Origin of the sequence: Streptomyces sp. NPDC000404, from assembly GCF_040300365.1 — a bacterium.
Classification (GTDB): Bacteria; Actinomycetota; Actinomycetes; order Streptomycetales; family Streptomycetaceae; genus Streptomyces; species Streptomyces ramulosus.
In genome coordinates this window covers 371,485-397,655 of record NZ_JBEPDN010000005.1, presented here as the reverse complement: position 1 = coordinate 397,655, position 26,171 = coordinate 371,485, and the positions used below count along the sequence as shown (strand labels likewise).

Sequence of the window (26,171 nt, the reverse complement as noted above, 5' to 3'; positions counted from 1 at the left end):
GGTGCGGGGCGTCAGACGGGGTCGAGCCGGAGGCGTTCCTCCATCCGCCGCACCGCCCGGCAGTCGGCCTCGACCTGCTCGGGGTCTTCGTGGGCGAGGACCACGAAGCCCAGGGTGAGGGTCCCCAGCAGGTCCTGGGTGACGCCCAGGCGCTGGCCGTTGCGGAGATGGACGGCGGAGTGGTGGAGCGACGGCAGATTCTGGACGGCGTCGAAGACCTCGGCGTTGGTGACCGTTCCGGCGGCGCGGCTGATGAGGAACACCACCCGCATGTGCCGATGCAGGTCGAAGCCGTCGGGTATGGGCGCGCCGGGGCCGCCGAGCACGCTGCGGACGGTCCGGTCGATCTGGCTGTCGCCGGTGGCGTGGCGGTTGAACGGGGGGTGGCCGCCGCCGTGCGGGCGGGCGTTCAGCTCGATGAGGCGGGGGCCGTCGGCGGTCCGCATGACCTCGACATGGGCGGCGCCGAACCGCATGCCGACGGCGTCCAGGACGCCTCGGGTGTAGTCGGTCAGCTCGGCGACGACCGGGTCGTCGGGGGCCAGCCACTCCATCGTCGAATAGACCGCCATGTGCGGGCCGTTGTCGACCTTGGAGTAGCGGGTGACATCGGCGACGGTGTGCCGGCCGTGGTGGCTGAAGGTGTCGACGACGTACTCGGTGCCGGTGGCGTACTCCATCAGCAGCATGCGGTCGTTGATGACGTCCCACTGGTTGGGGCTGCCGAGCTGCTTCTCGAACGCCTCGCGCCATCCCTCGCCGCGTGGCAGGCGTTCGACGCCGTCCGTGCTGGCGCTGCGGGGCGGCTTGATCACCAGATCACGGCCGGTCAGCCCCGCGCGGGCGATCCAGGCGCGGGCCTCCTCGGGATCGGCGGTGCAGATCTGGGCGAGGGTGGGCAGCCCCGCGGCGGCGACCGCGGCGGCCATCGCGCCCTTGTCGCGGCGGGCGGCGGTCAGGGCGGGGACGTTGGCGATGCCGGGCAGCAGCCGCGCGGCGAGCAGATCGGCCAGCTCGACGCCAGGGTCGGCGCCGGCCACCACACAGCTCGGGGCCACCTCCCGCAACCGGGCGACGACCGGCTCCGGATCGCCGTCGTACCGGATGATCTCGTCGAAGTCCTCCGGATGCCACGAGGGGGCGTAGACCGGCATGACCTCGGGGCGGGAGAGGACGGCGACGGTCCGTACGCCCGCCTCCCGGAAGGCCGGGGCGAAGTACATGCCGGAGGAGTACGGGTCGACGATGACGGCGGGGCCGGGTGCGCCACCCGGGGCGGGTGCGGTGGCGCCGGGGAGATCAGTGGTCATGGGGCGTGCCTCCTTCGGCGAGTGCGGCGGCGGCGTGGCAGAAGCGTTCCCAGGCGTCGTCGACCGCGGGGCTCAGCGCGCGGGCGCGGACGGCGGCGTGCACCAGGCCCTCCTCGATGACGAGCTGGACATCGGTGGAGTGGGTCCGGAGGTTCTTGGCGTACTCCTCGGAGTCGACGCGGAGAGAATCCATCTCGGCGCCCATGATGTAGGCGACGGGCAGCCCTTCGAAGGTGCCGGAGACCAGCGGGGAGACGTAGGGGTCGGCGGCTTGGGCGGGCTCGGGGCAGTAGCAGGCGGTGTAGTACTCCATCTCGCCGCCGGTGAGCAACGGGACGTCCTCGCCGCCGTGCCGCCAGCGGGTGAAGTCGAGAACCGGGCTGATCAGTGCCTGGCCGCGAAGCGCGGGGCCACGGCGGTCCCGGCTCATCATGGCGAGCACCACGGCCATGTTGCCGCCGGAGCTGTCACCGCAGACCACGACGCGCTCCGGGTCCACATCGAGGCGGTCCGCCTCGGCGACCACGCCGCACAGGGCGCCGTAACAGTCCTCCAGCGCGGCCGGGAAGGGGTGCTCGGGCGCCATCCGGAAGTCGACGGCGACGGCGGTCAGCCCGGAGCGGGCGGCGAGTTCGGCGACGGCGGTGTGGTGGGTCTCCAGGGAGCCGACGACGAAGCCGCCGCCGCGGAGGTAGAGCAGCACGCCCCGGCCCCTGCGCCGCTCGGGGCGGTAGACGCGGATGCGGTGCTCGGCGCTGCCGTGCCGGACGGTGTCGTCGGTGTGGGTGACGCCTTCGGGTTCCGCGTAGGGGAATTCGGCGGTCAGGCCGTGGTAGAGACGGCGCTGCTCGGCCACCGGGTGGCGGTAGAAGTCCGGCGGCATGGCGTTGTTGCTGCGTGCGACGAATTCCTCGATGCCGGGCGCGTAGGGCATGTGCGGTTCTCCTCACGTGCGGATCGCCGGTGCGGCGGACGTCGGGCGGTGCGGGCGGGCCGGCAGGGGCCGGTTCAGGTGTCGAGGGGCTGAGCGGCGGCGGCCGGCGGGGCCGGGAGCGCGGCGTCCGCGGCGGCGTCGGCTCCCGGGACGGGGTGGCCGCGGAACTGGGCGCGTATGCCCTTGCGGACGAGGACCGGCAGGCACAGGACCGTGCCGAGCGCGCCGACCCAGACGGCCGCGCTGAGACCGGCTCCGGCGATGACCGCGGAGGCCAGGGCGCTGCCGAGCGGGATGCTGCCCCACAGCAGGAAGCGCTGGACGGAGTTGACGCGGCTGAGGAGTTCGGGCGGGGAGTCCGTCTGCCGCAGGGTCTGGGAGGTGGGGCCGAAGGCGCCTTCCCCGACGCCGTGGATGACGCTGCCGGCGACGAGTCCGGCGACCGAGCCCAGGCTGCCGGAGAGCGGCATCAGCACCAGGCCGAGGACCGAGACAAAGGCTCCGGCGACCAGCGTGCGGGCCATGCCCCAGCGCTCCACCAGCCGGCCGCTGAGCAGATTGCCGACCGGGAATCCCGCGGCCGCGGCGCCCACCACGAGGCCGATGCCGACGGCTCCCAGATGGAGTTCCGCGCGGCTGTAGAGCACCAGGGACGCCTCGACCATGGTGAGGAAGAGGACGTAGACGGTGCCGCAGAGGATCACCGGCTCCAGCCGGGGGTGCTTGATGAAGAACCGCAGGCCCTCGCCGACGTCCCGGATCAGCCAGCCGCGCTCGCGGGTCCGCGCCTGCGCCGGCTTCCTCGGTTCGCGGATGCGGATCCATGCCACGGCGAGCACGGAGAGCGCGAAGGTGAGGGAATTCAGCGCGACGGCCGCCGCCACTCCGACGAAGGCGATGACCGGGCCCGCGATGACCGGGCCGAGCGACCGGCTGACCGATTCGGAGAGGAAGAGCCGGGCGTTGCCGCGGTGCAGCTTCTTCTCGCCGGTGAAGAGCACGGGCAGATAGGAGGTGTAGGCGACCTGGAAGAAGACCGTGCCGCAGCCGGCGACGCCGACCAGGGCCAGCAGACCGGTCAGCGAGAGCGAGTCCGTCAGCGCGAGCACCGCGATCAGGGCGAAGCAGACGGCCTGGAGCGCATCGCAGCCGAGCATGACCGTGCGCCGCGGCAGCCGTTCGATGATCGCTCCGGCCGGAAGCCCGAGCAGCAGGAACGGACCGAAGAGAAACATCGGGATCAGCGCCGCCTGGGCCGGGGTGGCGTCCAGCGCCGCCACGGCGAGCAGGGGCAGCCCCAGCACCATGATCTGGTCGCCCAGCAGGCTGGCCGACTGGCCGGCCCAGAGCTTGGCGAAGTCGCGGTCGGCTCCGGCCGGCTCCTCGGCAGGGGTTTCGGTGGTCATGATCGGGCGCACTCCCGTCTCTCCGGACCACGGGAGGGCGTCGGCCGGCCACGGCGCCACCGGCGCCGCGGGAGCGTCCGCCGTCCCGTCTCACAGAAGAAACACCGGCCGGACGCCGGGGGTTGCAAGGAATGCACAGAGATTTCGGGGCGCCGGCACCGGCTGCCGACGCCCCGAAGGACATCCGAATCCCGTGCCCCGGCCGCCGCCGGGGCACGGCCGTCACGCCGTCCCGGGCCCGGGCGCGTTCTCCGGGTGGTGGCAGGCCACCTTGTGTCCGTCCTTGAGCGAGACCAGCGGCGGTTCGGTCGTCGTGCAGGTCTCGGTCGCCTTCCAGCAGCGGGTGCGGAACCGGCAGCCGGAGGGCGGGTTGATCGGGGACGGTACGTCGCCCTTGAGCAGGATGCGGTCCCGCTCGGTGCGCCGCTTCGGGTCGGGCACCGGCACCGCCGACATCAGCGCCTTGGTGTAGGGGTGCATCGGCGTGGTGTAGAGGGAGGTGCGGTCGGCCAGTTCGACGATCTTGCCGAGGTACATGACCACGATCCGGTCCGAGACGTGCCGGATGACGGACAGGTCGTGCGCGATGATCACATACGTCAGGCCCAGTTCGTCCTGGAGGTCGTCCATGAGGTTGACGACCTGCGCCTGGATGGAGACGTCCAGCGCGGAGACCGGCTCGTCGGCGACGACCAGCTTCGGCTTGAGGGCGAGGGCACGGGCGATGCCGATGCGCTGGCGCTGGCCGCCGGAGAACTCGTGCGGGTAGCGGTTGTAGTGCTCGGGGCTGAGGCCCACCAGCTCCAGCAGCCGCTGGACCTCCTTCTTGACGCCGCCCTCGGGCTCGACGCCCTGGAGGCGGAAGGGTGTGGAGACGATGCCGCCGATGGTGTGCCGCGGATTGAGCGACCCGTACGGGTCCTGGAAGATCATCTGCACGTCGCGGCGCATCGGGCGGAGCCGCCCCGGGGAGAGGTGGGTGATGTCCTGCCCTTCGAACTCGACGGTGCCGCCGGTGGGCTCGTCGAGCCGGGTGATGAGCCGCCCCATGGTCGACTTGCCGCAGCCGGACTCGCCGACCACGCCCAGCGTCTCGCCCGGGTACACGTCGAAGTCGATGCCGTCGACCGCCTGGACGGCGCCGACCTGCCGCTTGAGCAGCCCCTTGGTGATCGGGAAGTGCCTGGTCAGCCCGCGTACCCGCAGCAGCGGGGTGCGCACCTCGTCGCCGTCCGCCCGGGGCGCGGGCACGGCCGCGGCAGGCTTCACGGACGCGTCGGACTCCCCGTCGGCGGCCTCGGCGGGCGTCTCGGAATCCGCGGGCGTCTCGGGCTCGGCAGACTCCTCGGGCTCCGCGGGCTTCTGGGCCTCAGCCGCCTCGGCAGGCGCAGGCTCCACAGCCTTCTCGACCTCAGCAGACTCGGTGGCCTTCTCGACCTCAGCAGGCTCGGCGGCCTTCTCGACCTCACCGGCCTCCGCAGGCTTCCCGGCCTCCGCAGGCTTCCCGGCCTCAGCCGCCTCGGCAGGCTCCATAGCCTTCTCGGCCCCAGCAGCGCCAGCAGTCCCAGCCGCCGACGCGGCCTCCGCCACCTCCACCGCCTCCGCGGCCTCCGCCGCCTTCCCGGTTTTCCCGGCCTTCCCGGACTTCTTCTTCTCGTTCTGGCTCACAGCTTCGGCGCAATCTCTTCGGTCCAGATCCGCTTCCGCTCCGCCGGTGCCATGTGGCACGCGGAGAAGTGGCCGGTCGTGGCCTCGGTGAGGTCGGGGCGGACCGTACGGGTGAGGTCGTCCTTGGGCACGTCCGCGTACGGGCAGCGCGGGTTGAAGGCGCATCCGGAGGGGACGTTGATCAGGCTGGGCGGCGAGCCCTTGACCGGGATCAGCCGGTCGGTGTGGTCCCGGTCGATGCGCGGCATGGAGCCCAGCAGGCCCCAGGTGTAGGGGTGTTGCGGCGCCGAGAAGATCTTGTCGGCGGGGCCGCGCTCGACGCACCGTCCGCCGTACATGACCAGCAGGTCGTCCGCGAGTTCGGCGACCACGCCCAGATCGTGGGTGATCACGATGACGGCGGAGCCGAACTCCTTCTGCAGATCGCGGATCAGGTCGAGGATCTGCGCCTGGACGGTGACGTCCAGCGCGGTCGTCGGCTCGTCCGCGATGAGCAGTTCGGGGTTGTTGACCAGCGCCATCGCGATCATCGCGCGCTGGCGCATCCCGCCGGAGAACTGGTGCGGATGGTCGTCCACCCGCTTGTCCGGCTGCGGGATGCCGACCCGGTCCAGCATCTCGATCGCCCGCTTGCGCGCCGTCTTCTTGTCGACGTCGTGGTGGACGCGGTACGCCTCCACGATCTGCTTGCCGACGGTGTAGTAGGGGTGCAGCGCGGAGAGCGGGTCCTGGAAGATCATCGCCATCCGGCGGCCGCGCAGCCGGCGCACCTCGTCCGGGTCGGCGCCGATCAGCTCCTGGCCGTCCAGCCGGATCTCGCCGGACATCCGGACCTTGGCGCGCTGCCGCCGCGACGCCCGGTGCAGGCCCATCACGGCGAGCGAGGTGACGGACTTGCCGGAGCCGGACTCGCCGACGATGCCGAGGGTCTTGCCCTTCTCCAGCGTGAAGGAGAGGCCGTCGACGGACTTGACCAGGCCGTCGTCGGTCGGGAAATGCACCTTCAGATCGCGGACGTCGAGGAACGGGGAGCCGCCGTCGGCCGGGCCCGGGGCGCCGGATGCGGTGTCGTCGGAGTCGGTCACGAGAGCCTCACGCGCGGGTCGACGGCGGCGTACAGGACGTCCACCACCAGGTTGCACAGGACGATGAAGAACGCGGCGAGCAGGGTGACGCCGAGGATGTTGGGCAGGTCGTTGGCGGTGATCGCCTGGACGGCGAAGGCGCCCACGCCCTGGAGCGAGAAGACCTGTTCGGTGATGAGCGCCCCGCCGAGCAGCAGCCCCAGGTCCATGCCGAACACGGTGATGAGCGGGGTGAGGGCGGCGCGCAGCCCGTGCCGGACGACGACGGTGCGCTCCCCCAGACCCTTGGCGCGCGCGGTGCGGATGTAGTCCTCGCTCAGCGTCTCCAGCATGCCCGCCCTGGTCAGCCGGGCGTAGAGCGCCGAGTAGAGGAACGCCAGCGTCACCCAGGGCAGGACCAGCGTTCTCGCCCACAGCAGGGGGTTGTCGAAGAGCGGGACGTAGTCGCTGCGTTCGAAGATCGGCCACTGGTAGGTGAAGAGCGCCAGGGCGATGGCTCCGGTGAAGAACATCGGCAGCGACACGCCGGCCAGGGCGACGCCCATCGACAGCCGGTCGAAGAGCGAGCCGGGGCGCAGTGCGGAGATGACGCCGGTGGTGATGCCGGAGACGAGCCAGACGACGGCCGCGCCGAAGGCGAGCGACAGGGTGACCGGCAGCCGGGACTGGATCTCCGGCCAGACCTCGATGTGGGTCTTGAAGGAGTAGCCGAAGCACGGGACGTGGCACCGGGCCGCCTCGGGGCCGAACTTGTAGTCGACGCCGGTGAAGATGCCCTTGAGGAACTCCCAGTACTGTTCGTACACGGGCTTGTCCAGGCCGAGGTTCTTCTTCACCGCCGCGATGTCGGCGGGCGTCGGCGACTTGCCGATGTACTGCTGCGCGAGCTGGTCGGTGGTCTGCCCGGCGATCTTCGGCAACAGGAAGAAGATGCCGAAGGTGACCGCGCTGACGATCAGCAGCAGGATCACCGCGCTGATCACCCTGCGGATGAGGTACGAGAACACGGGGATGCGGCGTCGGTGCCCGCGGGGCCGAGGGGGCCGGCCGCGGGCACCAATGCCTTCACCTGCCTTCCGGGACTTACTTCTTGACGCCGATGTTGAGGTAGTCGTACTGCCCGCTGTAGGCCGAGGTCGCCACCATGTTCGTGGCCTTCGGGGAGCGGTAGTTCAGGACCTTGAAGTAGGTGAGCGGGACCATCAGGGCCTGGCTCATCGCCTTCTTGTCGATCTCGGCGTACGCCTTCTCGCGCCCGGCCTTGTCGGGGTTGGCGACGGCCGAGTCGAGGAGCTTGTTGATCTCCGGGTCGTCCGTCTCGGAGAGGTTGACGTTGCCGGAGCTGGAGATGGCCTTGCCGTTGAGGATCTGCTGGAGGTAGCCGTAGCCGGTCGGGAAGTCGGCGCCCCACTGCATCATGATCAGGCCGACGTTGTTCTTCTTGTTGAACGACGGCACGCCCGCGTAGTCCGAGAAGTACTTGCTGCTCGGGTACTGCTGGATCTTGGCGTTGATGCCGATCTTCTTCAGCGAGGAGATGACGGAGGTCGCCGCGTCCACCTCCTCCTGCCGGTCACTGCGGGCGAGGATGGTGGTGGAGATGTTCCCGGCGCCGCACTCGGCCCACTTCTTCTTGGCCTCGGTGAGGTCGAGGGTGTCGCCCGAGTACTTCTGCGGGTACTGGTCGAACTTCTGGTAGCCGGGGATGTCCGTCGGCAGGACGGTGGAGGCGATGTCGCCGCGGATCGGGCCGCCGAGGGAGGTCTGCACGGCCTTCTTGTCGACGGCGTACTCGACGGCCTGGCGGCAGGCGAGCTTGTCGAACGGCTTCACCTTGGTGTCGATCGACAGGTAGTTGAGCCGCTGGCCGAGCGCGTTGTCGGTGTTGCCCTTCTCCTTGGCGTCGGTCAGCAGCTGCGCCTGGGTCTGCGCGTCGACGCCCTTGCCGGCCAGGTCGACGGTGGTGTTGCCGGCCAGCAGGTCCTTGTCGATGGTGGACTGCGCCACCTTCAGCTTCAGGACGATCTTGTCCGGCAGCTGCTTGCGCAGCGGGTCCGTCTTGGCCGACCAGTGCGGGTTGCGGACGAGGGTGAGCTGCTTGCCCTCCTGGTAGTCCTGGAACTTGTACGAACCGGAGGAAACCACGGCCCTGGTGTAGTCGGCGCCCTTGTCCTTGGCCTGCGGGACCGGCGCCGTCTGCGGGGCGCTGACCAGCTGGTCGAACTCCGCGAACGCCTTCTTCAGGTGGAAGACGATGGTGTGGTCGTCCGGCGTCTCGATGGACTTCAGGCCGGCCTTGCTCTTGTCCTTGTACGGACCCTTGTAGCCGCCGTCGTTGTCCTTGAGGAACTGCTGGAAGTAGTTGGGGCCCAGGGACAGCGTGTCGCGGGCGAAGTTGGAGCGCTCGACGGCGTACTTGACGTCCTGCGAGGTGACGTCGGTGCCGTCGTCGTACTTCACGCCCTTGCGGAGCTTGTACGTCCAGGTCTTGCCGCCGTCGGAGGACTTGCCCATGGATTCGGCGAGGTCCGGGACGATCTCGTTGCCCTTGGGCCCGGGGCCCGGCTTGAAGGTCGTCAGGGAACGCGCGTAGAGACGGCTGAAGTTGTACACGAACGCGTAGTAGGTGTTGCCCGGGTCGAAGGACTCCGGGGCGTCGCTCATCGCGTAGGTGACCGTGCCGCCCTTGGCGTCCGAGGTGTTGACGATGCCCTCGGTGGCGGCGTTCGCCTTGCCGGAGGCGGTGGATCCGGCGCCCCCCGTGCAGCCGGCCAGCAGGCCTGCGCTGGTGATGGCCGCTATCGCCGCGACCGGAACTGACCTTCGCATGTTGGTGGCGCTCCCCTTCAATCGTCGAGCACTTCGAGAGATGACTTCGGAAAACTTCGGAACGACCGGACGCGGTTGCGGCGGGCGGGGGGCCGGCTCAGCGGCCGCCGCGGGGGTCCAGTGCGTCCCGCAGACCGTCACCGAGCAGGTTGAACGCGAGCACGGTGACGAAGATGGCGAGACCGGGGACGAGCATGTACTGCGGGTCGACCTCGTAGTACTTGACCGCCTGGTTGAGCATGCCGCCCCAGGACGCCTGGGGCGGCTGGATGCCGACGCCCAGGAAGCTCAGCGCCGCCTCGAAGAGGATGTTGGAGGGGATCAGCAGCGTCGAGTAGACGACGATCGGGCCGACGAGGTTGGGCAGCAGTTCGCGGAAGAGGATGAACGGACCGCGCGCACCCATGCCGCGCGCCGCGTCGACGAACTCCCGCTCCCGCAGCGACAGGGTCTGTGCCCGCACGATGCGGCCCATGTACGGCCAGTTGAAGAAGCCGATCACGAAGATCAGCACGGAGAGGTGGAGCGGCAGTCCGGTGAGGCCGAAAGCGCCTCCCTGGAGCGAGGCGGAAATCGCGATGGCGAACAGCAACAGCGGGAACGCCAGGAAGACATCCATCAGCCGGCTGATCACCGCGTCGACGCGCCCGCGGTAGAAACCGGCGACGACTCCCATGACCGTGCCGATCGCCACCGACAGCAGGGTGGCGCCGAAGGCGACGATCAGCGAGACCCAGGAGCCCTCCAGCACCCGGGCGAGCAGATCGCGGCCGAACTTCGGGTCGACGCCCAGCGGATGGTCACCGCTCATCCCGCCCAGGTCGCCCTTGGGGAGCGTGGTGTTGGGGTCGATCAGCGACTGGTTGGGGCTGTCCGGGTCGAGACCGAGCAGCGCCTGGAGCGGGCGGGAGAGCGCGGCGACGGCGATCAGCAGGATGACAACGATGGCACCGGCCATCGCGACCTTGTCGCGCCGGAAGCGCAGCAGTGCGATGCGGCCCAGCGAGCGGCCTTCGATCCGCTTGCTCTCCACGCCCTCCAGCACCGCTTCCGGCTGCGCCTGGGCAGCCGCGCCGGTGGTCTCGATCGGTGCGGTCACAGTGCCTTTGACCCCTCTCGGCCGACGACGGCCGGCCTCACACCCCGCCGCGCTCGCGGCCTGGCCCCATCACCGCCGCACGCCTCGTACGGATTGCCACGGAACGTTCGCAACACGAAACGCTGCGCGTTCACCTGGCAGGTGTCCGGATGGTGTTCGTACACAGGGCCGATGCCCTGCTGCCGGAGTCTTCATCCGATTCGCGATCACTCACCAGCCCTCAAGGCCAATGGATGCGCAACTGTGATCTGGTCCACAACTCTCCGCTATACGGACGCAAGGGACGTCTGAGCGGCGATTTCGGTGGCGCGAAAGAGCCCGTCAACTCACGGGCGAACAGGGAGATTTGCGGCGCGGCGTCCGAGGCGGCGGATCGCCCGGGAGCGTCCCGGCGGGCGCGCCGCCCGGGTCAGTAGGGGCGCGGGTAGCCGTACCCGGGGGCGGGCGGCTGGGCCGGGACGCCGTAGCCCTCGCGGTCGAAGAAGGGGCGGGCGCAGGCCCGCATCCACATGGCGACCGGGTCGTACTCGTCGTTCATCGCGACGGTCGAGACGGGCAGCCCCTCGGGGACCGCGCCCATGGACTGCTGGATCATCAACCGGGCGGAATCCACGCCCGGTTGGCCCGCGTCGTAGAGGTCCAGACCGAGGGCGAGGTACGGCGCGCCGAGGGCGGGCTGCACCCAGGCGCGGCGCAACGACCGTACGGCGGGCGTGCGGTGGGCGTTCTGTGCGAGCAGGGCGTAGAACTGCGGGAGGTCGATGACCGGTTCGGTGATGCGCAGCGGTCCGGCGGGGAGCCGGTCGAGGCCGCCGGCGATCCGGCGCAGATCCAGCCAGGGGATGCCGACGCCGCCGCCAGGGGCGTGCGGATTCAGCCACAGGCCCCAGCGGTCGGGGAAGAGGGCGGAGGCGATCTCGACACCGGTGACCAACTCGTGGTCGCGGTTCCAGCCGGAGGCGGCCAGCTCGGGCGCGGAGGTGACGCAGGGCGCGTAGCCCAGGCCGTCGACCTCCATGTTCCCGTACTGCGCGTCGGGCATCCCGGCGCGGCCGTGCCAGAGCAGCATCCAGACCTGACCGGCGGCGAGCGCGTGCAGCAGCGCTTCATAGGCGTCGTAGCGGCCGGGCGTGACCTGTCCCAGCATCTGCTCGACCCGGCCTGCCGCCGCTCCCTGATGCGCACCCGCGCTCACGTGGTCCGTCCCTTCTCCGGCGGCCGCGTGGGGTACGTCCGCCCGTCGTCCGTCCAGCTTACGAGTGGTCCCGCGAGTAGAAGGGCCGTACGCGCGCGCCCATCCAGTCGGCGACCGGGTCGCCCTGGGCGACGTCCAGCAGCACCAACTGGACGGGCCAGGCCACCGGGACCGCGCCGAGCGCGCGCCCCAGGGCCGCGACGGCCGCTTCGCGGGTGGCGTCGTCGAAGGGGTCGGCGAGGGTGGCGTCGATCTCGACTCCGACGAAGAGCGCGGGCGTGTCGCCCTCCACGCTCGCCAGGGCACGGCGGGCAGTTCGGACAATTCCGACGGAGGAGAACTCCAGCCCGGCGGCCGCGAGGAAGTCCACCGGCTCCTCCTGCCAGTCCGGCTCGAAGAGCCGCACCCGGCCGCCGACCGGTGCCGCCCCGGCCCCCGTCTCCCGGCACAGCGCGGCCACCGCGGGCGCCGGCAGCATCGTGCCGACCGTGCCGCCGGGGTTGACGGCGATACCGAGCTGGGGCGGCAGCCCGCGGGCGAACTCCTGCGCCGGGGCGACGGTGAACGACATGTGCGCGCCGACGGTCCGCAGGAACTCCTGCTCGGAGCTGAACACCGGGACGTACGCCACGTCGTCGATCAGAACGGTGGGCAGGTCCAGGCCCCGGCCACCGGGGCCCGCGCCGTCCGGGCCACCGCCGTTGGGCAGCGGCACCCACACCCGGCTGCGGCCCAGCACCTCCACGAGCCGGCCGCCCGCGCCGGGGTGGCCGACCGAGGCCGCGAGGACCTCTTCGAGTTCGTTGGCGGGCCACGCCAGCTGCGGTATTCCCTGCTCGATCCCCTGCTCGGGAAAGTCCATGTCCATCCATCCGCTTCCGTACCGCGCGCTCTGGCCGACGAGCCCGGGGTGGGTGTCCGTGAAGTCCCGTCGTCCGCCCGGCGCGCGCCAGGCGGGACTTTGCGGACACACCCTAGGGCCTGTCGCCACCCTCCCGCCGCCGCCCGGAGGGCGCGAACGGGAGTGTGACGACCGACCCTAGACGAGTGGCGGCGGCGCCGCGTCCGCCGCCCGGGGCGCGGGGCCCCCGCCGTCGAAGCGGAGTGCGCGCAACCGGTCCGCCGCGGCCCGGTCCAGCAGCACCGCCGAGGCGAAACCCCGGGGCGGACGCCCTGCCGCCGCGTCCCCGATCAGCCGCCGGGTGGCCGCGCGATGGCGGGCGAAGGCGTAGCCGGACACCCCGCGCCCGCGCGAGCGCTGACCGCACCGCGCCACCTCCGGCGGGACGTCGAGCAGCAGCAGGTGCGGGCGGCGCCCGCCGCGGGCGATCCAGCGGCGCACCCAGCGCTGCGTCCCGCAGTCGTGCACCACCGCGCCCCGGCCCGAGCGCAGCACCCGGCGCAGTCCGAGGTAGTGCGCCACCCGGACGAGTGGCCGGTAGAGCGCGTACGGCACCCGGCGCAGCCGGCCGCGCTCCCAGCGCTCGCGCACGTCCTGGGAGTCGACGCGGTGGACGGGCGCGCCGCCGTCGTCCGCCACCGGGACGACGCGGTGCATCAGGGTGCTCTTGCCGCCGCCCGGCAGCCCGGAGACGACGACCACCGCGCCCGCGGGGAAGCGGAGTTCGGCCGGCAGCGCGGCGGCGGGGCGGGCGCGCAGGTCGGTGACGGCGGGGGCGGCGGGCGACGCGGCCCCGCCCGCCGCCGGGGCGCAGGCCTCGCCCGGAGCAGGGGCGCAGCCCTCAGCCGGACCCGGGGCGCCATCCGGGTGCGGGCCCCGGCGCGGTCCGTGCGCGGCGTGCGGCTCCCGGGGCGGGCGGGGCCCGGGCACGAGGCGGGGCGGCGCGGTGCCTCGGGTCTCCGGCATGGCCGTGCGCATGGCTTCGCTCTGCACCGTGATCGCCCCTCCCCGTCCGGCGGGCCCGGGCTGCGGCCCGTCCCCTCCCCGCAGAGTGTCAAGGAAAGGTAATGCGCTTCAAGGCGCGGGGCGTTCCGGCGGCCGCCCCGGGTGCGGCGCGGACCGCGCGGAGGCGTTCGGTCCGGCCGGCCCGGCCGGTTCCGGACCGGGGCTCCTACGTGCGGCGATCCCGTGCAATGATGTCGGCGCCACGTGCACTTCGGTGTTCCGCCGTGCACGGTCAACTGCATACCGGCCGCTTGAATCCGCGCGGGAGAGTCCCCGGCCGCGCCGGGGCGCCGAAGGAGCAAGTCCTCCCTTGAATCTCTCAGGCCCCTATACCGCGCGGGCGAGGCAGATCTGAAAAGCGAACCGCGGCCCGGTCCGGGAGGCGGTTCCACCCAAGGTGCAAACCGGCCCGTTCGCGGGATTCCGGTGAACCTCTCAGGTTCCGATGACAGATGGGGAGACATGTCCTCTCATCCTGTCCGGGAGCCCACCATGACCGATGCCCCCCGCCGCACCGCGCTCGACGCCGTCCACCGCGCGCTGGGCGCGACCATGACCGACTTCGCGGGCTGGGACATGCCGCTGCGCTACGCCAGCGAGCGCGACGAGCACATCGCCGTCCGCACCCGCGCCGGCCTCTTCGACCTCTCCCACATGGGCGAGATCACCGTCACCGGCCCGCAGGCGGCCGACCTCCTCGACCACGCGCTGGTCGGCAACATCGGCTCCGTGAAGCCGGGCCGCGCCCGCTACACGATGATCTGCCAGGAGGACGGCGGCATCCTCGACGACCTGATCGTCTACCGCCTCGGCGAGACGGAGTACATGGTCGTCGCCAACGCCTCCAACGCGCAGACCGTCCTGGACGCGCTGACCGCCCGGGCCGGCGGCTTCGACGCCGCGATCCGCGACGACCGCGACGCCTACGCGCTGCTGGCCGTCCAGGGCCCGGCCTCCCCCGGCATCCTCAAGGCCGTCACCGACGCCGACCTGGACGGGCTGAAGTACTACGCCGGACTGCCCGGCACGGTCGCCGGGGTGTCCGCGCTCATCGCCCGTACGGGATACACCGGCGAGGACGGCTTCGAGCTGTTCGTCCGGCCGGACGACGCGGCCGCTTTGTGGGAGGCGCTGCTGGCGGCGGGCAAGGACGCGGGCCTGGTGCCGTGCGGCCTGTCCTGCCGCGACACGCTGCGCCTGGAGGCGGGCATGCCGCTCTACGGCCACGAGCTGACGACGGCGCTCACGCCGTTCGACGCGGGTCTGGGCCGGGTCGTGAAGTTCGAGAAGACGTCCAACGGCGGCGCCTTCGTCGGCCGCGCCGCGCTGGAGGCCGCCGCCGCGCGCGCCGAGGAGCAGCCGCCGCGCAAGCTCGTCGGCCTGATCGCCGAGGGCCGCCGGGTGCCGCGGGCGGGCTACGCGGTGGTCGACGCCGAGGGCACCGTGATCGGCGAGGTGACCTCCGGCGCGCCGTCGCCGACCCTGGGCAAGCCGGTGGCGATGGCCTACGTCGACGCCGCGCACGCCGCCCCGGGCACCGCGGGCGTCAAGGTCGACATCCGTGGCAGCCACGAGCCGTACGAGGTCGTCGCGCTGCCCTTCTACAAGCGGGAGAAGTAGCCCGTATCCCCCGCGGGCGAAGTAGCCCGTAGCGGGACACATCACCACCGTTGGGGCCGCCGCGCCGGGCCGGTGCGGCCCGGCCGCCACCGGTGTGTCTCACTGTGCAAGACCCCTTTCACCACCACACCCTCGCGTACAGGAGAATCGACCCATGACCAACCCCCAGCACCTGCGCTACAGCAAGGAGCACGAGTGGCTGTCGGACGCCGCGGACGGCGTCGCGACGGTCGGCATCACCGAGCACGCGGCGAACGCGCTCGGCGATGTCGTCTACGTGGACCTGCCGAAGGCCGGCGACACCATCACCGCGGGTGAGACCTGCGGCGAGCTGGAGTCGACCAAGTCGGTCAGCGATCTCTACGCGCCGGTCAGTGGCGAGATCACCGAGGTTAACGAGGATGTCAGCGCCGACCCCTCGCTGGTGAACACCGCCCCGTTCGAGGGCGGCTGGCTGTTCAAGGTGAAGGTCACCACGGAGCCGGCCGACCTGCTCTCCGCGGACGAGTACACCGCCTTCACCGCCGGCTGAGTCCGCCGCTCGGCCGCCGCCCGTACCGGAAGCGCTCCGCGCCCCCCTGACTCTCCAGGAGAAGACCCATGTCGCTTCTCGACAGCTCCCTCCACGAGCTCGACCCCGACGTCGCCGCCGCCGTCGACGCCGAGCTCCACCGTCAGCAGTCCACCCTCGAAATGATCGCCTCGGAGAACTTCGCTCCGGTCGCCGTCATGGAGGCACAGGGCTCGGTTCTCACCAACAAGTACGCCGAGGGCTACCCCGGCCGCCGTTACTACGGCGGCTGCGAGCACGTCGACGTGGTCGAGCGGATCGCCATCGACCGCATCAAGGAGCTCTTCGGTGCGGAGGCGGCCAACGTCCAGCCGCACTCCGGTGCGCAGGCCAACGCCGCCGCGATGTTCGCGCTGATCAAGCCGGGCGACACCATCCTGGGCCTGAACCTCGCCCACGGTGGTCACCTCACCCACGGCATGAAGATCAACTTCTCCGGCAAGCTCTACAACGTGGTGCCCTACCACGTCGACGAGAAGACCAACCTGGTCGACATGGAGGAGGTCGAGCGGCTCGCCAAGGAGCACCGCCCGAAGCTGATCGTCGCGGGCTGGTCCGCCTACCCGCGTCAGCTGGACTTCGCCGCCTTCCGCAAGATCGCGGACGAGGTCGGCGCGTACCTGATGGTGGACATGGCGCACTTCGCCGGTCTGGTCGCCGCGGGGCTGCACCCCAACCCGGTGCCGCACGCCCACGTCGTCACCACCACCACCCACAAGACCCTGGGCGGACCGCGCGGCGGCGTGATCCTCTCCACCCAGGAGCTGGCAAAGAAGATCAACTCCGCGGTCTTCCCGGGTCAGCAGGGCGGTCCGCTGGAGCACGTCATCGCGGCGAAGGCGGTCTCCTTCAAGGTCGCGGCGTCCGCCGAGTTCAAGGAGCGCCAGCAGCGCACCCTGGAGGGCGCCCGCATCCTGGCCGAGCGCCTGGTGCAGCCGGACGTCACCGAGGCGGGCGTCTCGGTCCTGTCCGGCGGCACCGACGTCCACCTCGTCCTGGTGGACCTGCGCAACAGCGAGCTGGACGGCCAGCAGGCCGAGGACCGCCTCCACGAGGTCGGCATCACGGTCAACCGCAACGCCGTCCCCAACGACCCGCGGCCCCCGATGGTGACCTCGGGTCTGCGGATCGGCACCCCGGCGCTGGCCACCCGCGGTTTCGGCGCCGACGACTTCCGCGAGGTCGCCGACGTCATCGCCGAGGCGCTGAAGCCGTCGTACGACGCCGAGTCGCTCAAGGCGCGGGTCGCCGCCCTCGCCGCGAAGCACCCGCTCTACCCCTCGCTCTGAGCAGGGGCGCGCGGCACACCGCCGCGCGCCGTGGCCTCCGGGCGCCGCACCCCGCGGCGCCCGGAGGCGGTACGGGCCACGAGCCCGGGGCCTCGGTCCCGGGCTCGCCGTCTGCCTGCCCCACAACGCGGGACGAGCCGGTGTGAACGCCGCGAAGCGGGCGCCGGTCCCGGCCGCATGCGACGTCGGGGCCGTGCTCCGAGCGCCCCGCAGAACCGTTCCCGCAGGGAGCGCCGGTCGTCCGGCACCCGCCGTTTCCCGGGCCGACGGCCGCCCGCAGGGCCGTGTGCGACGGCCCGCCCCATGTCCGGGTTACGCTCGTCTGTCGGCACCGATACACCCTGAAAACCGCACCAACCCCCCGATCCCCCCTCCCCGCCCGCACCGCTCCTCACGAGCAGACAAGGGAGTCCGCCACCGTGGCCATCTCCGTCTTCGACCTCTTCTCCATCGGCATCGGCCCCTCCAGCTCCCACACGGTGGGCCCCATGCGCGCGGCCCGGATGTTCGCCCGCCGCCTCAAGAAGGACGGGGTCCTCGCCCAGACCGTCTCGGTGCGCGCGGAACTGTTCGGCTCGCTCGGCGCCACCGGCCACGGCCACGGCACCCCCAAGGCCGTCCTGCTCGGCCTGGAGGGCGAGTCCCCGCGCACCGTCGACGTGGAGAACGCCGACGCCCGCGTCGCCGAGATCCGCGAGAGCGGCCGGCTGCGCCTGCTGGCCGCCGAGATAGGGGACGCCCACGAGATCGCCTTCGACGAGGCGACCCAGCTGATCCTGCACCGCCGCCGCTCCCTGCCGTACCACGCCAACGGCATGACCCTCTTCGCCTACGACGAGCACGGCGCGCCGCTGCTGGAGAAGACGTACTACTCGGTGGGCGGCGGCTTCGTCGTCGACGAGGACGCGGCGGCCGAGGACCGGATCAAGCTCGACGACACCGTCTTGACCCACCCCTTCCGCACCGGCGACGAACTGCTGCGGCTGACGCAGGAGACCGGGCTGTCCATCTCCGCGCTGATGCTGGAGAACGAGAAGGCGTGGCGCACCGAGGAGGAGATCCGCGCCGGGCTGCTGGAGATCTGGCGCGTGATGCAGGCGTGCGTGGAGCGCGGCATGACCCGCGAGGGCATCCTGCCGGGCGGCCTGAAGGTCCGCCGCCGGGCCGCCAACGCCGCCCGCGCCCTGCGCACCGAGGGCGACGCACAGGCGCACGCCATGGAGTGGATCACCCTCTACGCCATGGCCGTCAACGAGGAGAACGCGGCCGGCGGCCGGGTGGTGACCGCCCCCACCAACGGCGCGGCCGGGATCATCCCCGCGGTCCTGCACTACTACGTGAACTTCGTGCCCGGCGCCGACGAGGACGGCGTGGTCCGCTTCCTGCTCGCGGCCGGCGCGATCGGCATGCTCTTCAAGGAGAACGCCTCCATCTCCGGCGCGGAGGTCGGCTGCCAGGGCGAGGTCGGCTCGGCCTGCTCGATGGCGGCGGGCGGCCTCGCCGAGGTCCTCGGCGCCACCCCGGAGAAGGTGGAGAACGCCGCCGAGATCGGCATGGAGCACAACCTCGGCCTGACCTGCGACCCGATCGGCGGCCTGGTGCAGATCCCGTGCATCGAGCGGAACGGCATGGCGTCCGTCAAGGCCGTCACCGCCGCCCGGATGTCGCTGCGTGGCGACGGCCGCCACCACGTCTCGCTCGACAAGGTCATCAAGACGATGAAGGACACCGGCGCGGACATGTCGGTGAAGTACAAGGAGACCGCGCGCGGCGGGCTCGCGGTGAACATCATCGAGTGCTGAGCGCCGGCCCGGGCCCGCGCACGCCTGCGGGCCCGGACGGGGCCGCCCGGCGGGCCGCCCCGTCCGTTCCGGAGCCCCGGAAACCTCCCCGCCAGCTGGATTTCCGTACCACACCCGCCTGATCGAAGCGCCCGTCCGGGCCCCGGCGCGCCGCTACAATAAGTGCCGCTCCGGACGCGCAGTGCGTACGGGCCCGAGCTTCGACGGGGAAGGAGAGGCGGCGTGACCACGCTCGACCTCAGCAGCCATCCGGGGCCCCTGGCCAGGCGGTTCCAGCAGGCACACACCCTGCTGTGGACGACGATGGTCTCCGAGGAGGTCACCTCCCCGCAGTTCGCGGTCCTCAACTCCCTGGTCGGCGAGGACGGGCTGGATCAGCGCACGGTCGGCGAGCGGGTCGGGCTGGACCGCTCCACCATCGCCGAGGTGATCCGCCGGCTGGTGGTGCGCGGGATGGTCGACAAGATCCGCGATCCCCGGGACGGCCGCCGCGCGGCGCTGCGCGCCACCGACGAGGGCGTCCGCGTCCACAAGAAGCTCGCGGTGCGCACCGCGCGGATGAACCAGCTCTTCCTCTCCCCGCTGGCGCCCGCCGAGCAGACGGTCTTCGTGGAGCTGCTGCACCGCGTCTCGGACGCCGCCGAACAACTGCGCCACCCCACGCAGCCCACGGCCTGACCCCCGGTCACCCTTTCGACTCCCCCGCCCCAACCGCCGCACGCCGTAGGGGTTCTTCCGCTCCGCGTCAACCGGTCGTCACGCTGCGGAACTTCTCGGTAGCGATCTGGCGTCCTCCTCGGTGAACGTGCTGAACTGCTGGAACGCAGTGGACGGTTCGGACAGGCAGGTCGCGACGGCGGGAGGCCGCTCATGCTGCACGGTGTCGATGTCAGCTCGTACAACACGTCGTTCTCCACCGACGGGCTGGACTTCGTGATCATCAAGGCCACCGAGGGCCGCTCGTACATCAACCCCCATCAGACGGCGCAGGCGGCGAAGGCGCGCAAGGCCGGGTGCGTGGTCGGCTTCTACCACTTCCTGTGGCCGGGGAACATCGCGGCGCAGGCGCGGTACTTCGTCGAGAAGTGCGCATCGGTCGGCGGTGACATCCTCGCCGCCGACTGGGAGACCACCGGCAGCGGCACCTACGCGAGCAACGCGCAGAAGGACCAGTTCCTGAGAGAGGTCAAGAAGCTCCGCCCCACGCACCGGGTGATGCTCTACTGCAACCGCAGCTTCTGGCTGAACCACGACACCACCTCGTACGCCGGTGACGGACTGTGGATCGCCGACTACGTCAAGGCCGGGCATCCGCGGATCAAGGCGAAGTGGCGGATCCACCAGTACACCGACCGGCCGCTCGACAAGGACGTCGCGGACTTCGCGAGCAAGGCCGCCCTCAAGAAGTGGGCGCACCCGGCATAAGGTTTCCGGTGGCCGGTCCTTTTCCCCGGCCGACGGATTCCGACAGTACGAGGAGCAGCCGTGAGTGACCCGGCGTCCATGGCCCAGCAGGAGATCGCCCGGGATCTCCAGGTGAGCGCGTCCTTCGACGCCGGGCACGAGATCGAGCGCCGGGTCGCGTTCCTCACGGAGCGGCTGACCTCCACGGGGCTGCGCTCCCTGGTGCTCGGCATCAGCGGCGGCGTCGACTCCACGGCCGCGGGCCGCCTGTGCCAGATGGCCGTGGAGCGCGCCCGGGAGGCCGGCCACGACGCGACGTTCTTCGCGATGCGGCTGCCCTACGGCGTCCAGGCGGACGAGAAGGACGCGCAGCGGGCGCTGGACTTCATCCGGCCCGACCGGCTGCTGACGGTGGACGTCCGGCCGGCGAGCGATGCCGCGCTGGCGTCGGCGGTCGCCGGCGGGCTGGAGTTCCGCGACGCCGCCCACCAGGATTTCGTCCAGGGCAACATCAAGGCCCGGCAGCGCATGATCGCGCAGTACGCGGTGGCGGGCGCCCAGGACGGCCTGGTCGTCGGCACCGACCACGCCGCCGAGGCGGTCTCGGGCTTCTTCACCAAGTTCGGCGACGGCGCCGCCGACGTCGTCCCGCTGACCGGTCTGACCAAGCGGCGGGTGCGCGCGGTGGCCGCGGCCCTGGGCGCCCCGGAGGAGCTGGTCGTGAAGGTGCCGACGGCGGATCTGGAGACGCTGGACCCGGGCAAGCCGGACGAGGTCGCGCTGGGCGTGACGTACGACCAGATCGACGACTTCCTGGAGGGCCGGCCGATGGACGACGTCGTGCGCGAGGCCATCGTGCGCCGCTACCGCTTCACCGCCCACAAGCGGGAGCTGCCGCTCGCGCCGTGACGGACGGCGCAGGAGACGAAGGGCCCGCCGGAGTGCTTCCGGCGGGCCCTTCGCCGTGCGACGGGCGCCCGGGACGGCACGGCCGGCCGGCCGGTCCGGACGGGTGACCGAGCTGTCATGCGCCGGTAAGGCGACAGCAAGGTTTTGGGGGCTAAGACGTCGGCCGCGGCGGGCAGGGATGCGGCCATGGGAGACCACGAAGCACGCGCGGAAGATCCACTGTCAGTGGGGGCGCCTACGCTCCGGGGCATGGGTTACGCACAGCTGCGCGAACTCCGCACCGCGCTGGACACCGCCTCCGACATCGCCTCGTCCCTGCGGGCCACGCCGACCCGGCGGGACGCCGACCAGCTCGTCGACGCACTCCGGAGGGCGCTCACCGCCGCCGGATCGCTCGGCGAGGCCACCGGCCCGACCGGCTGTGCGCTCCATCCGCACGGCGCGGTCGATCCCCTCCACGGCGACCCGGAGGACCCGCTGCCGCCCGGGTACGGCAAATGCCTACTCTGCAACGACCGCCGCAGACGCGCCGACGCCCCGATCCGCCTGCACCACCGCCGCCCGCAGCCGGGCCGGCGGCGCAGCGCGTAGGCGGGGCGGGCCTCGCGGCCCGCGCCTGCGAGATCCGGGAACGCCGGGGCCCCGGCCGGCGGTGGCGCCGGGCCGGGGCCCGCGGGTGCCGTCTCACACCGGCGGTCGCCTCACTCCGCGGCCCCCTGCCCCTGCGGCTCCTGCTCCGCGTCCTTCGCCGCGTCCTTCTCCGGCGTTTGCCGCGGCGCCTTCTCCGGGCGCAGGGCGATCCGGCCGAGGACGGCGGCGACGACGAGGGCGCCCAGCGCGATCAGTACGTAGTCCGGCACGGCGTTGCCGATCGACGCCGCCCACTCCTCGATGCGGAACTCCGACTCGGCGTCGAGGACACCGGGCAGCGCGCTGGTCCCGTTGTAGCGCAGGAAGAGCACGCCGATGGCGATGAAGAAGAGGCCGGACAGGAGCGAGGTGGTGTGCAGCCGCAGCCTGCCCAGCCGCAGTTCCCGGCCGCGCAGCCAGCCGCGGCTGCCCAGCCGGAAGCGGTCCCAGAGCAGGGCGAGGACGAACAGCGGCAGCGCCATGCCCAGCGCGTAGACGGCGAGCATCGACGCGCCGTAGACGGGTGAGCCGCTGACCGCGGTGACGGTGAGGACGGCGCCGAGGATCGGCCCGGCGCAGAACCCGGCCAGCCCGTAGACACAGCCCAGCAGGAAGGTGGAGACGGCCGAGCGGGGCGTGATCCGGGCTGCCGCGGCCTGGGCGCGCCGGGAGGCGAAGCCGAGGCCGAAGATCTGCGCGAGCCCCATGGCGATGACCACCCAGCCGCCGATGGTGATCAGCAGGTCGCGGTGGCCGTTGAAGAGCCGGCTGGCGGCGGTGGAGGCGACGCCGAGCGGCACCAGCGTGGTGGCGAGTCCCAGGTAGAAGACGCCGGTGCGGGCGAGCAGCCGCCCCGGGTGGGAGAGCGAGTACGCGAAGAACGCCGGGAGCAGCAGCGCGCTGCACGGGCTGACGAGCGCGAGGGCGCCGCCGAGGAACGCCGCGAGATACCCGATGTCGGTCACTTGCCGCCTCCCCCGGCCGTCTTCCCCGCCGCGGCCTTCGCGGCGGTCTCGATCGCGTCGGCGAAGACGGAGGTGGGCTGGGCGCCGGACACCGGGCGGCCGTTGACCAGGAAGGACGGCGTGGACTGCACGCCCAGTTCGTACCCCTCCTCCTGATCCTTCTTCAGGGCGCTGCGGGCGGCGTCGCTGTCGAGGTCGGTGCGGAACTTCTCGATGTCCTCGACCCCGGCGGTGCGGGCCATCTCGACGAGCTTGTCCTCGGCGAGCGCGTCGCCCTTGCGGGTCTTGGCGTACAGCTCGTCGTGCAGCTGCCAGAAGCGGCCCTGGCGCCCGGCGGCCCAGGAGGCGCGGGCGGCGCGTTCGGAGTCGGCGCCGTAGAGGGTGAAGTTGCGGAACTCGATGCGCAGCGTGCCGGCGTCGACGTACTTCTTGATCAGTTCGGGCTGGGTCTCGCGGGTGAAGCGGCCGCAGAACGAGCACTGGTAGTCGGCGTATTCGACGAGGACCACCGGGGCGTCCTTCTTGCCGACGGCCAGCGCGTCACCGGCCTCGCGGCGGCTGGTGCGCTCGGCGAGCCGGTCGTAGACGCGCTGCTGCTCCGGGTCCTCACCGGCTGCGGGGCCCGCGCCCTGCGGTTCGTTGGGGGCGCGGCCGTCCTCGACGGCGCGTCCGGCGGCGATGCCGATGGCGACGACGGCGACGAGCAGGGCGATGATCGCGCCGACGGCGGCGAGCTTGCGGCGGGGTGTGCTGGGGGTGGTGGACACGGTTTCTCCAGTCGTACCGGGATGGCGGAGGGGCCGGACGGCGGTGGCGGGCCGCACGGGGCGGCCGGCGCGGCACGGGCCGGTCCGGATGCGGGCACACGGGAGTACGGCGGCGCTCCCGTGGGGCGCCGCTAAATCCGCAGTACGGGCAGGAGCGTGGCGGGATCGGCGGGCCCCGCGGGGCCGGTATCGGGGCGCGCCGGTACGGGCCGGCCGAGGGGCGCGGCGGCGGTCGTGGCGGGCACCGCGGTACTGGGGGCGAGCGGTTCCCCGCGGTGCGGGGCGGGCAGCGGCGCGGACTCGTCCGGCCCCGGCGCATGCCGCCCCGAACAGCGCCGGGGGACGTCGACGAGGTCGGTCCGCGCGGTGAGGCGGTGGGTGCGGTCGGGGCCGTCGCCGGCGCGGGCGCCGACCGGGGGCGCCGGGTCGGTGCGCGGGTCGGCGGTGTCCGCGTCCGCCTGGTCGGCGGTGTCGCGCAGGACGGGAGCGGCCGGTGCGTCGGCGGCGGGCCGCGGGCCGGCCGCATGGGCGGTCTGCGGGGCCCGCCACGACTGGTCGCCGCCGGTGCGGCAGAGCAGCGGGCCGAAGGTCACGGCGAGGAGGAGCAGCCAGATCACAGCCGCCGGTCGGCGGGTGGCGGTCATGGCCCTCCTTCCTCGTCCTGGCGTGCGGGGCCCGGTGCACGCCGCCGTCGCGGTCGGCCCGCGCGGCTGCGTGCGATCACGTCCGGGCGCGGCCCCATCCTACGGACCGCGGCGCCGCCTCCCGAGCACGGACCGCCATCCGGAGGAGGCACGGCCCCGGGCGCACGGTGCGGTGGAGCCGGGCCCCGTCGCGGCCGGTGCGGCTCCTGCCGGACGAGGGCACCGAGGGCGGCACCGGCGCGGCAAGCCACCGCAGCGCCGCATATTTATCGAGACAACCGGTAAACAAACCATCGTTTACAAGGTCGGTGGCATACCTCACCTGGGATCTCCCGAGACAAAATCCCTCGGTGTCCCGTATTGCCCGCAATGCACTTTTGGCATCGGAGGCCGGACCTGTCATAGTCGTTCGCAACGACCCCCATTGACCCGGGCCAGGTCGTTCCACCCCCGCGGACACACCCCTTCCGTCCGCCGAGGGGCGACACTGGGGCCTCACCCGCACAACCCTGCGGGAGGCCCCAGTCGCGTATCCGGGGCGAGGCGCCGCGGCTCAGCGGTCGCCGGTGCGCATCTCGAACCAGGTGGTCTTGCCGCGCGGCAGCAGATCCACGCCCCAGCGGTCGGAGAGCGTGTCGACGAGGAAGAGCCCCCGGCCGCTGACGTCCAGCTCGCGGACCGGCATCAGACACGGCAGCCCGCGCGAGGGATCGCGCACCTCGATCCGGATCCAGCCGCGCCGCCGCAGCATCCGCAGCCCGAACCGCCGCGCGCCGGTGTGCCGTACGGCGTTGCCCACCAGCTCCGACACGAGCAGGACGGCGTTCTCGGTGAGCTGGAAGGGCAGGCCCCACTGTTCGTGGAGGACCCGATGGGTGAGCCGGCGGGCGGCGCCGGCGGATTCCGGCCGCGAGGGGAACGGGACCTCGTCCACGGACGGGTCACCGAGCAGATCGAGCACCACGGGCCCCGGGAGGCCCGGCGCCGGTCCGTCGCTCTCCGGTGCGCCGGGGACTCCCCGGCAGATGGCAGCCGTGCCGCACAGCGGCTGCGGCTGCTCCGATTCCTCCAGGCCCGCCATGCCCCCATCATGGCCGCTGCGCCACGCCCACGGGAGCGGAACCGGCGGAAACCCGTACCGGGAAACACCGGGTTCCGGTCACCGCGGACCCCGTTCCGGCGGCGTTCATGACACCGCCGTCACCTGCCTGAGCTGCGGCGCGACCGGGCCGGACGGCGCCCGCCCGACCCGCGGCGCGGGGCGGGCGCGTACCGGGCCGGATCGGCGCGATTCCCCCGCACGGGGCACGGCGGCACCAGGCGTGCGCCCCTGCCCCGCCAACCCCCGGCTCAACGGCGGAACTTGGCCTTCCCCGGGCCGTCCTCGACGAAGCTGCGCATCCCGATCTCACGGTCCTCGGTCGCGAACAGCCCGGCGAACACGGAGCGTTCGATCGCCAGGCCGGTTTCGAGATCCGTCTCCAGCCCGGCGTCGACGGCCTCCTTGGCGGCGCGCAGCGCGAGCGCCGGGCCCTTCGCCAGCTGCGCCGCCCAGGCGTGCGCCGCCTCGAAGACCTCCTCGGCCGGGACGACCCGGTCGACCAGGCCGATGGCCAGCGCCTCGTCGGCCCGTACGTGCCGCCCGGTGAAGATCAGGTCCTTGGCCTTGGACGGGCCGACCAGCCGCGACAGCCGCTGGGTGCCGCCGGCGCCCGGGATGACGCCGAGCAGGATCTCCGGCTGGCCGAACTTGGCGTTCTCCGCCGCGATCCGGAAGTCCGCGCAGAGCGCCAGTTCGCAGCCGCCGCCCAGGGCGTAGCCGGTGACCGCGGCGACCACCGGCTTCGGAATACGGGCGATGGCGGTGAACGCGTCCTGCAGCGCCTTGGACCGCACCACCATGGCGGCGTGGTCCATCCGCTGCATCTCCTTGATGTCCGCCCCGGCGGCGAACACCTTCTCGCTGCCGCGCACCACGACGGCGCGGACATCGTCCCGGCGGGTGGCCTCCTCGCCCAGCTCGCGCAGCCGGTCCTGGGTGGCGATGTCCAGCGCGTTCATCGGCGGGCGGTCGAGCCGGATGGTCCCGACGCCGTCGGCGATCTCGAAGTTCACAGTCATACCGCGAAGGTTAGCCG

General features: G+C 72.2%; 24 protein-coding genes and 1 riboswitch. Of the genes, 8 read left to right on the top strand and 16 right to left on the bottom strand.

Going from position 1 to position 26,171, the window contains the following annotated elements:
• Positions 1 to 11 precede the first annotated feature (11 nt).
• From ABT345_RS11940 to ABT345_RS11890, 11 genes are all read right to left on the bottom strand, one after another.
• Positions 12 to 1,310 carry an ATP-grasp domain-containing protein gene (locus ABT345_RS11940; RefSeq protein WP_345086023.1) on the bottom strand — a complete coding sequence of 433 codons (1,299 nt, stop codon included), beginning with the start codon at positions 1,308 to 1,310 and terminating at the stop codon, positions 12 to 14.
• Positions 1,300 to 2,244: an alpha/beta hydrolase gene (locus ABT345_RS11935; protein WP_345086025.1), complete on the bottom strand. Its 945-nt coding sequence runs from the start codon at positions 2,242 to 2,244 to the stop codon at positions 1,300 to 1,302. The genes ABT345_RS11940 and ABT345_RS11935 overlap by 11 nt, the downstream gene beginning before the upstream one ends.
• Before the next feature lie 74 nt (positions 2,245 to 2,318).
• Positions 2,319 to 3,650: an MFS transporter gene (locus ABT345_RS11930; protein WP_345086027.1), complete on the bottom strand. Its 1,332-nt coding sequence runs from the start codon at positions 3,648 to 3,650 to the stop codon at positions 2,319 to 2,321.
• 222 nt (positions 3,651 to 3,872) lie between these two features.
• A complete protein-coding gene (locus tag ABT345_RS11925; protein WP_345086648.1) occupies positions 3,873 to 4,919 on the bottom strand; it encodes an ABC transporter ATP-binding protein in 1,047 nt (348 codons plus the stop codon).
• Between the two features lie 395 nt (positions 4,920 to 5,314).
• Positions 5,315 to 6,403 (bottom strand): ABC transporter ATP-binding protein, encoded by a 1,089-nt coding sequence (locus tag ABT345_RS11920; protein ID WP_345086029.1) that lies wholly within the window; start codon positions 6,401 to 6,403, stop codon positions 5,315 to 5,317.
• A complete protein-coding gene (locus tag ABT345_RS11915; protein ID WP_345086031.1) occupies positions 6,400 to 7,410 on the bottom strand; it encodes an ABC transporter permease in 1,011 nt (336 codons plus the stop codon). Before ABT345_RS11915 ends, ABT345_RS11920 begins: the two co-directional genes overlap by 4 nt.
• 76 nt (positions 7,411 to 7,486) lie before the next feature.
• A complete protein-coding gene (locus tag ABT345_RS11910; RefSeq protein ID WP_345086033.1) occupies positions 7,487 to 9,232 on the bottom strand; it encodes an ABC transporter substrate-binding protein in 1,746 nt (581 codons plus the stop codon).
• Between the two features lie 97 nt (positions 9,233 to 9,329).
• A complete protein-coding gene (locus ABT345_RS11905) occupies positions 9,330 to 10,331 on the bottom strand; it encodes an ABC transporter permease (protein WP_345086035.1) in 1,002 nt (333 codons plus the stop codon).
• 409 nt (positions 10,332 to 10,740) lie between these two features.
• Positions 10,741 to 11,478, bottom strand: a complete 738-nt coding sequence (locus ABT345_RS11900) for an enhanced serine sensitivity protein SseB C-terminal domain-containing protein (protein ID WP_345086650.1) — start codon at positions 11,476 to 11,478, stop codon at positions 10,741 to 10,743.
• Between the two features lie 106 nt (positions 11,479 to 11,584).
• Positions 11,585 to 12,388 (bottom strand): enhanced serine sensitivity protein SseB, encoded by an 804-nt coding sequence (locus ABT345_RS11895; protein WP_345086652.1) that lies wholly within the window; start codon positions 12,386 to 12,388, stop codon positions 11,585 to 11,587.
• Positions 12,389 to 12,565: 177 nt separating this feature from the next.
• Positions 12,566 to 13,393: an AAA family ATPase gene (locus tag ABT345_RS11890; RefSeq protein WP_345086037.1), complete on the bottom strand. Its 828-nt coding sequence runs from the start codon at positions 13,391 to 13,393 to the stop codon at positions 12,566 to 12,568.
• Between the two features lie 291 nt (positions 13,394 to 13,684).
• Positions 13,685 to 13,777: riboswitch (glycine riboswitch) on the top strand.
• A 147-nt stretch (positions 13,778 to 13,924) separates the two neighbouring features.
• Here ABT345_RS11890 and gcvT point away from each other — a divergent pair.
• From gcvT to ABT345_RS11850, 8 genes are all read left to right on the top strand, one after another.
• A complete protein-coding gene (gcvT, locus tag ABT345_RS11885; protein WP_345086039.1) occupies positions 13,925 to 15,052 on the top strand; it encodes a glycine cleavage system aminomethyltransferase GcvT in 1,128 nt (375 codons plus the stop codon).
• 154 nt (positions 15,053 to 15,206) lie between these two features.
• Positions 15,207 to 15,584: a glycine cleavage system protein GcvH gene (gcvH, locus tag ABT345_RS11880; protein ID WP_345086041.1), complete on the top strand. Its 378-nt coding sequence runs from the start codon at positions 15,207 to 15,209 to the stop codon at positions 15,582 to 15,584.
• 68 nt (positions 15,585 to 15,652) lie between these two features.
• Entirely contained in the window at positions 15,653 to 16,912 is a 1,260-nt protein-coding gene (gene glyA, locus ABT345_RS11875) for a serine hydroxymethyltransferase (protein WP_345086043.1), read from the top strand.
• 419 nt (positions 16,913 to 17,331) lie between these two features.
• Positions 17,332 to 18,714, top strand: a complete 1,383-nt coding sequence (locus ABT345_RS11870) for an L-serine ammonia-lyase (protein WP_345086045.1) — start codon at positions 17,332 to 17,334, stop codon at positions 18,712 to 18,714.
• Positions 18,715 to 18,936: 222 nt separating this feature from the next.
• Positions 18,937 to 19,392: a MarR family winged helix-turn-helix transcriptional regulator gene (locus ABT345_RS11865; protein WP_345086047.1), complete on the top strand. Its 456-nt coding sequence runs from the start codon at positions 18,937 to 18,939 to the stop codon at positions 19,390 to 19,392.
• A 192-nt stretch (positions 19,393 to 19,584) separates the two neighbouring features.
• Positions 19,585 to 20,139, top strand: a complete 555-nt coding sequence (locus tag ABT345_RS11860) for a GH25 family lysozyme (RefSeq protein WP_345086048.1) — start codon at positions 19,585 to 19,587, stop codon at positions 20,137 to 20,139.
• A 60-nt stretch (positions 20,140 to 20,199) separates the two neighbouring features.
• Entirely contained in the window at positions 20,200 to 21,027 is an 828-nt protein-coding gene (gene nadE / locus ABT345_RS11855) for an NAD(+) synthase (RefSeq protein ID WP_345086050.1), read from the top strand.
• 249 nt (positions 21,028 to 21,276) lie between these two features.
• Complete coding sequence (locus ABT345_RS11850) at positions 21,277 to 21,618, top strand: hypothetical protein (RefSeq protein WP_345086052.1); 342 nt, start codon at positions 21,277 to 21,279, stop codon at positions 21,616 to 21,618.
• Between the two features lie 110 nt (positions 21,619 to 21,728).
• On the opposite strand, the gene ABT345_RS11845 is transcribed toward ABT345_RS11850, so the two are convergent.
• From ABT345_RS11845 to ABT345_RS11825, 5 genes are all read right to left on the bottom strand, one after another.
• The gene (locus ABT345_RS11845; protein WP_345086054.1) at positions 21,729 to 22,622 is read right to left on the bottom strand and encodes a cytochrome c biogenesis CcdA family protein; all 894 of its coding nucleotides are present in this window, start codon (positions 22,620 to 22,622) and stop codon (positions 21,729 to 21,731) included.
• On the bottom strand, positions 22,619 to 23,389 hold the full coding sequence (locus ABT345_RS11840; RefSeq protein WP_345086056.1) for a DsbA family protein: 771 nt from the start codon (positions 23,387 to 23,389) through the stop codon (positions 22,619 to 22,621). Before ABT345_RS11840 ends, ABT345_RS11845 begins: the two co-directional genes overlap by 4 nt.
• A gap of 131 nt (positions 23,390 to 23,520) precedes the next feature.
• The gene (locus tag ABT345_RS11835) at positions 23,521 to 24,033 is read right to left on the bottom strand and encodes a hypothetical protein (RefSeq protein WP_345086058.1); all 513 of its coding nucleotides are present in this window, start codon (positions 24,031 to 24,033) and stop codon (positions 23,521 to 23,523) included.
• A 553-nt stretch (positions 24,034 to 24,586) separates the two neighbouring features.
• The gene (locus ABT345_RS11830) at positions 24,587 to 25,114 is read right to left on the bottom strand and encodes an ATP-binding protein (protein ID WP_345086060.1); all 528 of its coding nucleotides are present in this window, start codon (positions 25,112 to 25,114) and stop codon (positions 24,587 to 24,589) included.
• A 269-nt stretch (positions 25,115 to 25,383) separates the two neighbouring features.
• Positions 25,384 to 26,154, bottom strand: coding sequence for an enoyl-CoA hydratase/isomerase family protein (locus ABT345_RS11825; protein ID WP_345086062.1), 771 nt, complete (start codon positions 26,152 to 26,154; stop codon positions 25,384 to 25,386).
• Positions 26,155 to 26,171: the final 17 nt, after the last annotated feature.

What these genes read in the sequence shown, in the direction of transcription:
- ABT345_RS11935 (WP_345086025.1), bottom strand. Translation starts at nt 2,244, where the DNA reads ATGCCCTACGCGCCCGGCATCGAGGAATTCGTCGCACGCAGCAACAAC.
- glyA (WP_345086043.1), top strand. Translation starts at nt 15,653, where the DNA reads ATGTCGCTTCTCGACAGCTCCCTCCACGAGCTCGACCCCGACGTCGCC.
- ABT345_RS11860 (WP_345086048.1), top strand. Translation starts at nt 19,585, where the DNA reads ATGCTGCACGGTGTCGATGTCAGCTCGTACAACACGTCGTTCTCCACC.
- ABT345_RS11900 (WP_345086650.1), bottom strand. Translation starts at nt 11,478, where the DNA reads ATGCTGGGACAGGTCACGCCCGGCCGCTACGACGCCTATGAAGCGCTG.
- gcvT (WP_345086039.1), top strand. Translation starts at nt 13,925, where the DNA reads ATGACCGATGCCCCCCGCCGCACCGCGCTCGACGCCGTCCACCGCGCG.
- ABT345_RS11930 (WP_345086027.1), bottom strand. Translation starts at nt 3,650, where the DNA reads ATGACCACCGAAACCCCTGCCGAGGAGCCGGCCGGAGCCGACCGCGAC.
- ABT345_RS11895 (WP_345086652.1), bottom strand. Translation starts at nt 12,388, where the DNA reads ATGGACTTTCCCGAGCAGGGGATCGAGCAGGGAATACCGCAGCTGGCG.
- ABT345_RS11850 (WP_345086052.1), top strand. Translation starts at nt 21,277, where the DNA reads ATGGGTTACGCACAGCTGCGCGAACTCCGCACCGCGCTGGACACCGCC.
- ABT345_RS11940 (WP_345086023.1), bottom strand. Translation starts at nt 1,310, where the DNA reads ATGACCACTGATCTCCCCGGCGCCACCGCACCCGCCCCGGGTGGCGCA.
- ABT345_RS11890 (WP_345086037.1), bottom strand. Translation starts at nt 13,393, where the DNA reads ATGCCGGAGACCCGAGGCACCGCGCCGCCCCGCCTCGTGCCCGGGCCC.
- ABT345_RS11910 (WP_345086033.1), bottom strand. Translation starts at nt 9,232, where the DNA reads ATGCGAAGGTCAGTTCCGGTCGCGGCGATAGCGGCCATCACCAGCGCA.
- ABT345_RS11830 (WP_345086060.1), bottom strand. Translation starts at nt 25,114, where the DNA reads ATGGCGGGCCTGGAGGAATCGGAGCAGCCGCAGCCGCTGTGCGGCACG.
- ABT345_RS11825 (WP_345086062.1), bottom strand. Translation starts at nt 26,154, where the DNA reads ATGACTGTGAACTTCGAGATCGCCGACGGCGTCGGGACCATCCGGCTC.
- ABT345_RS11835 (WP_345086058.1), bottom strand. Translation starts at nt 24,033, where the DNA reads ATGACCGCCACCCGCCGACCGGCGGCTGTGATCTGGCTGCTCCTCCTC.
- gcvH (WP_345086041.1), top strand. Translation starts at nt 15,207, where the DNA reads ATGACCAACCCCCAGCACCTGCGCTACAGCAAGGAGCACGAGTGGCTG.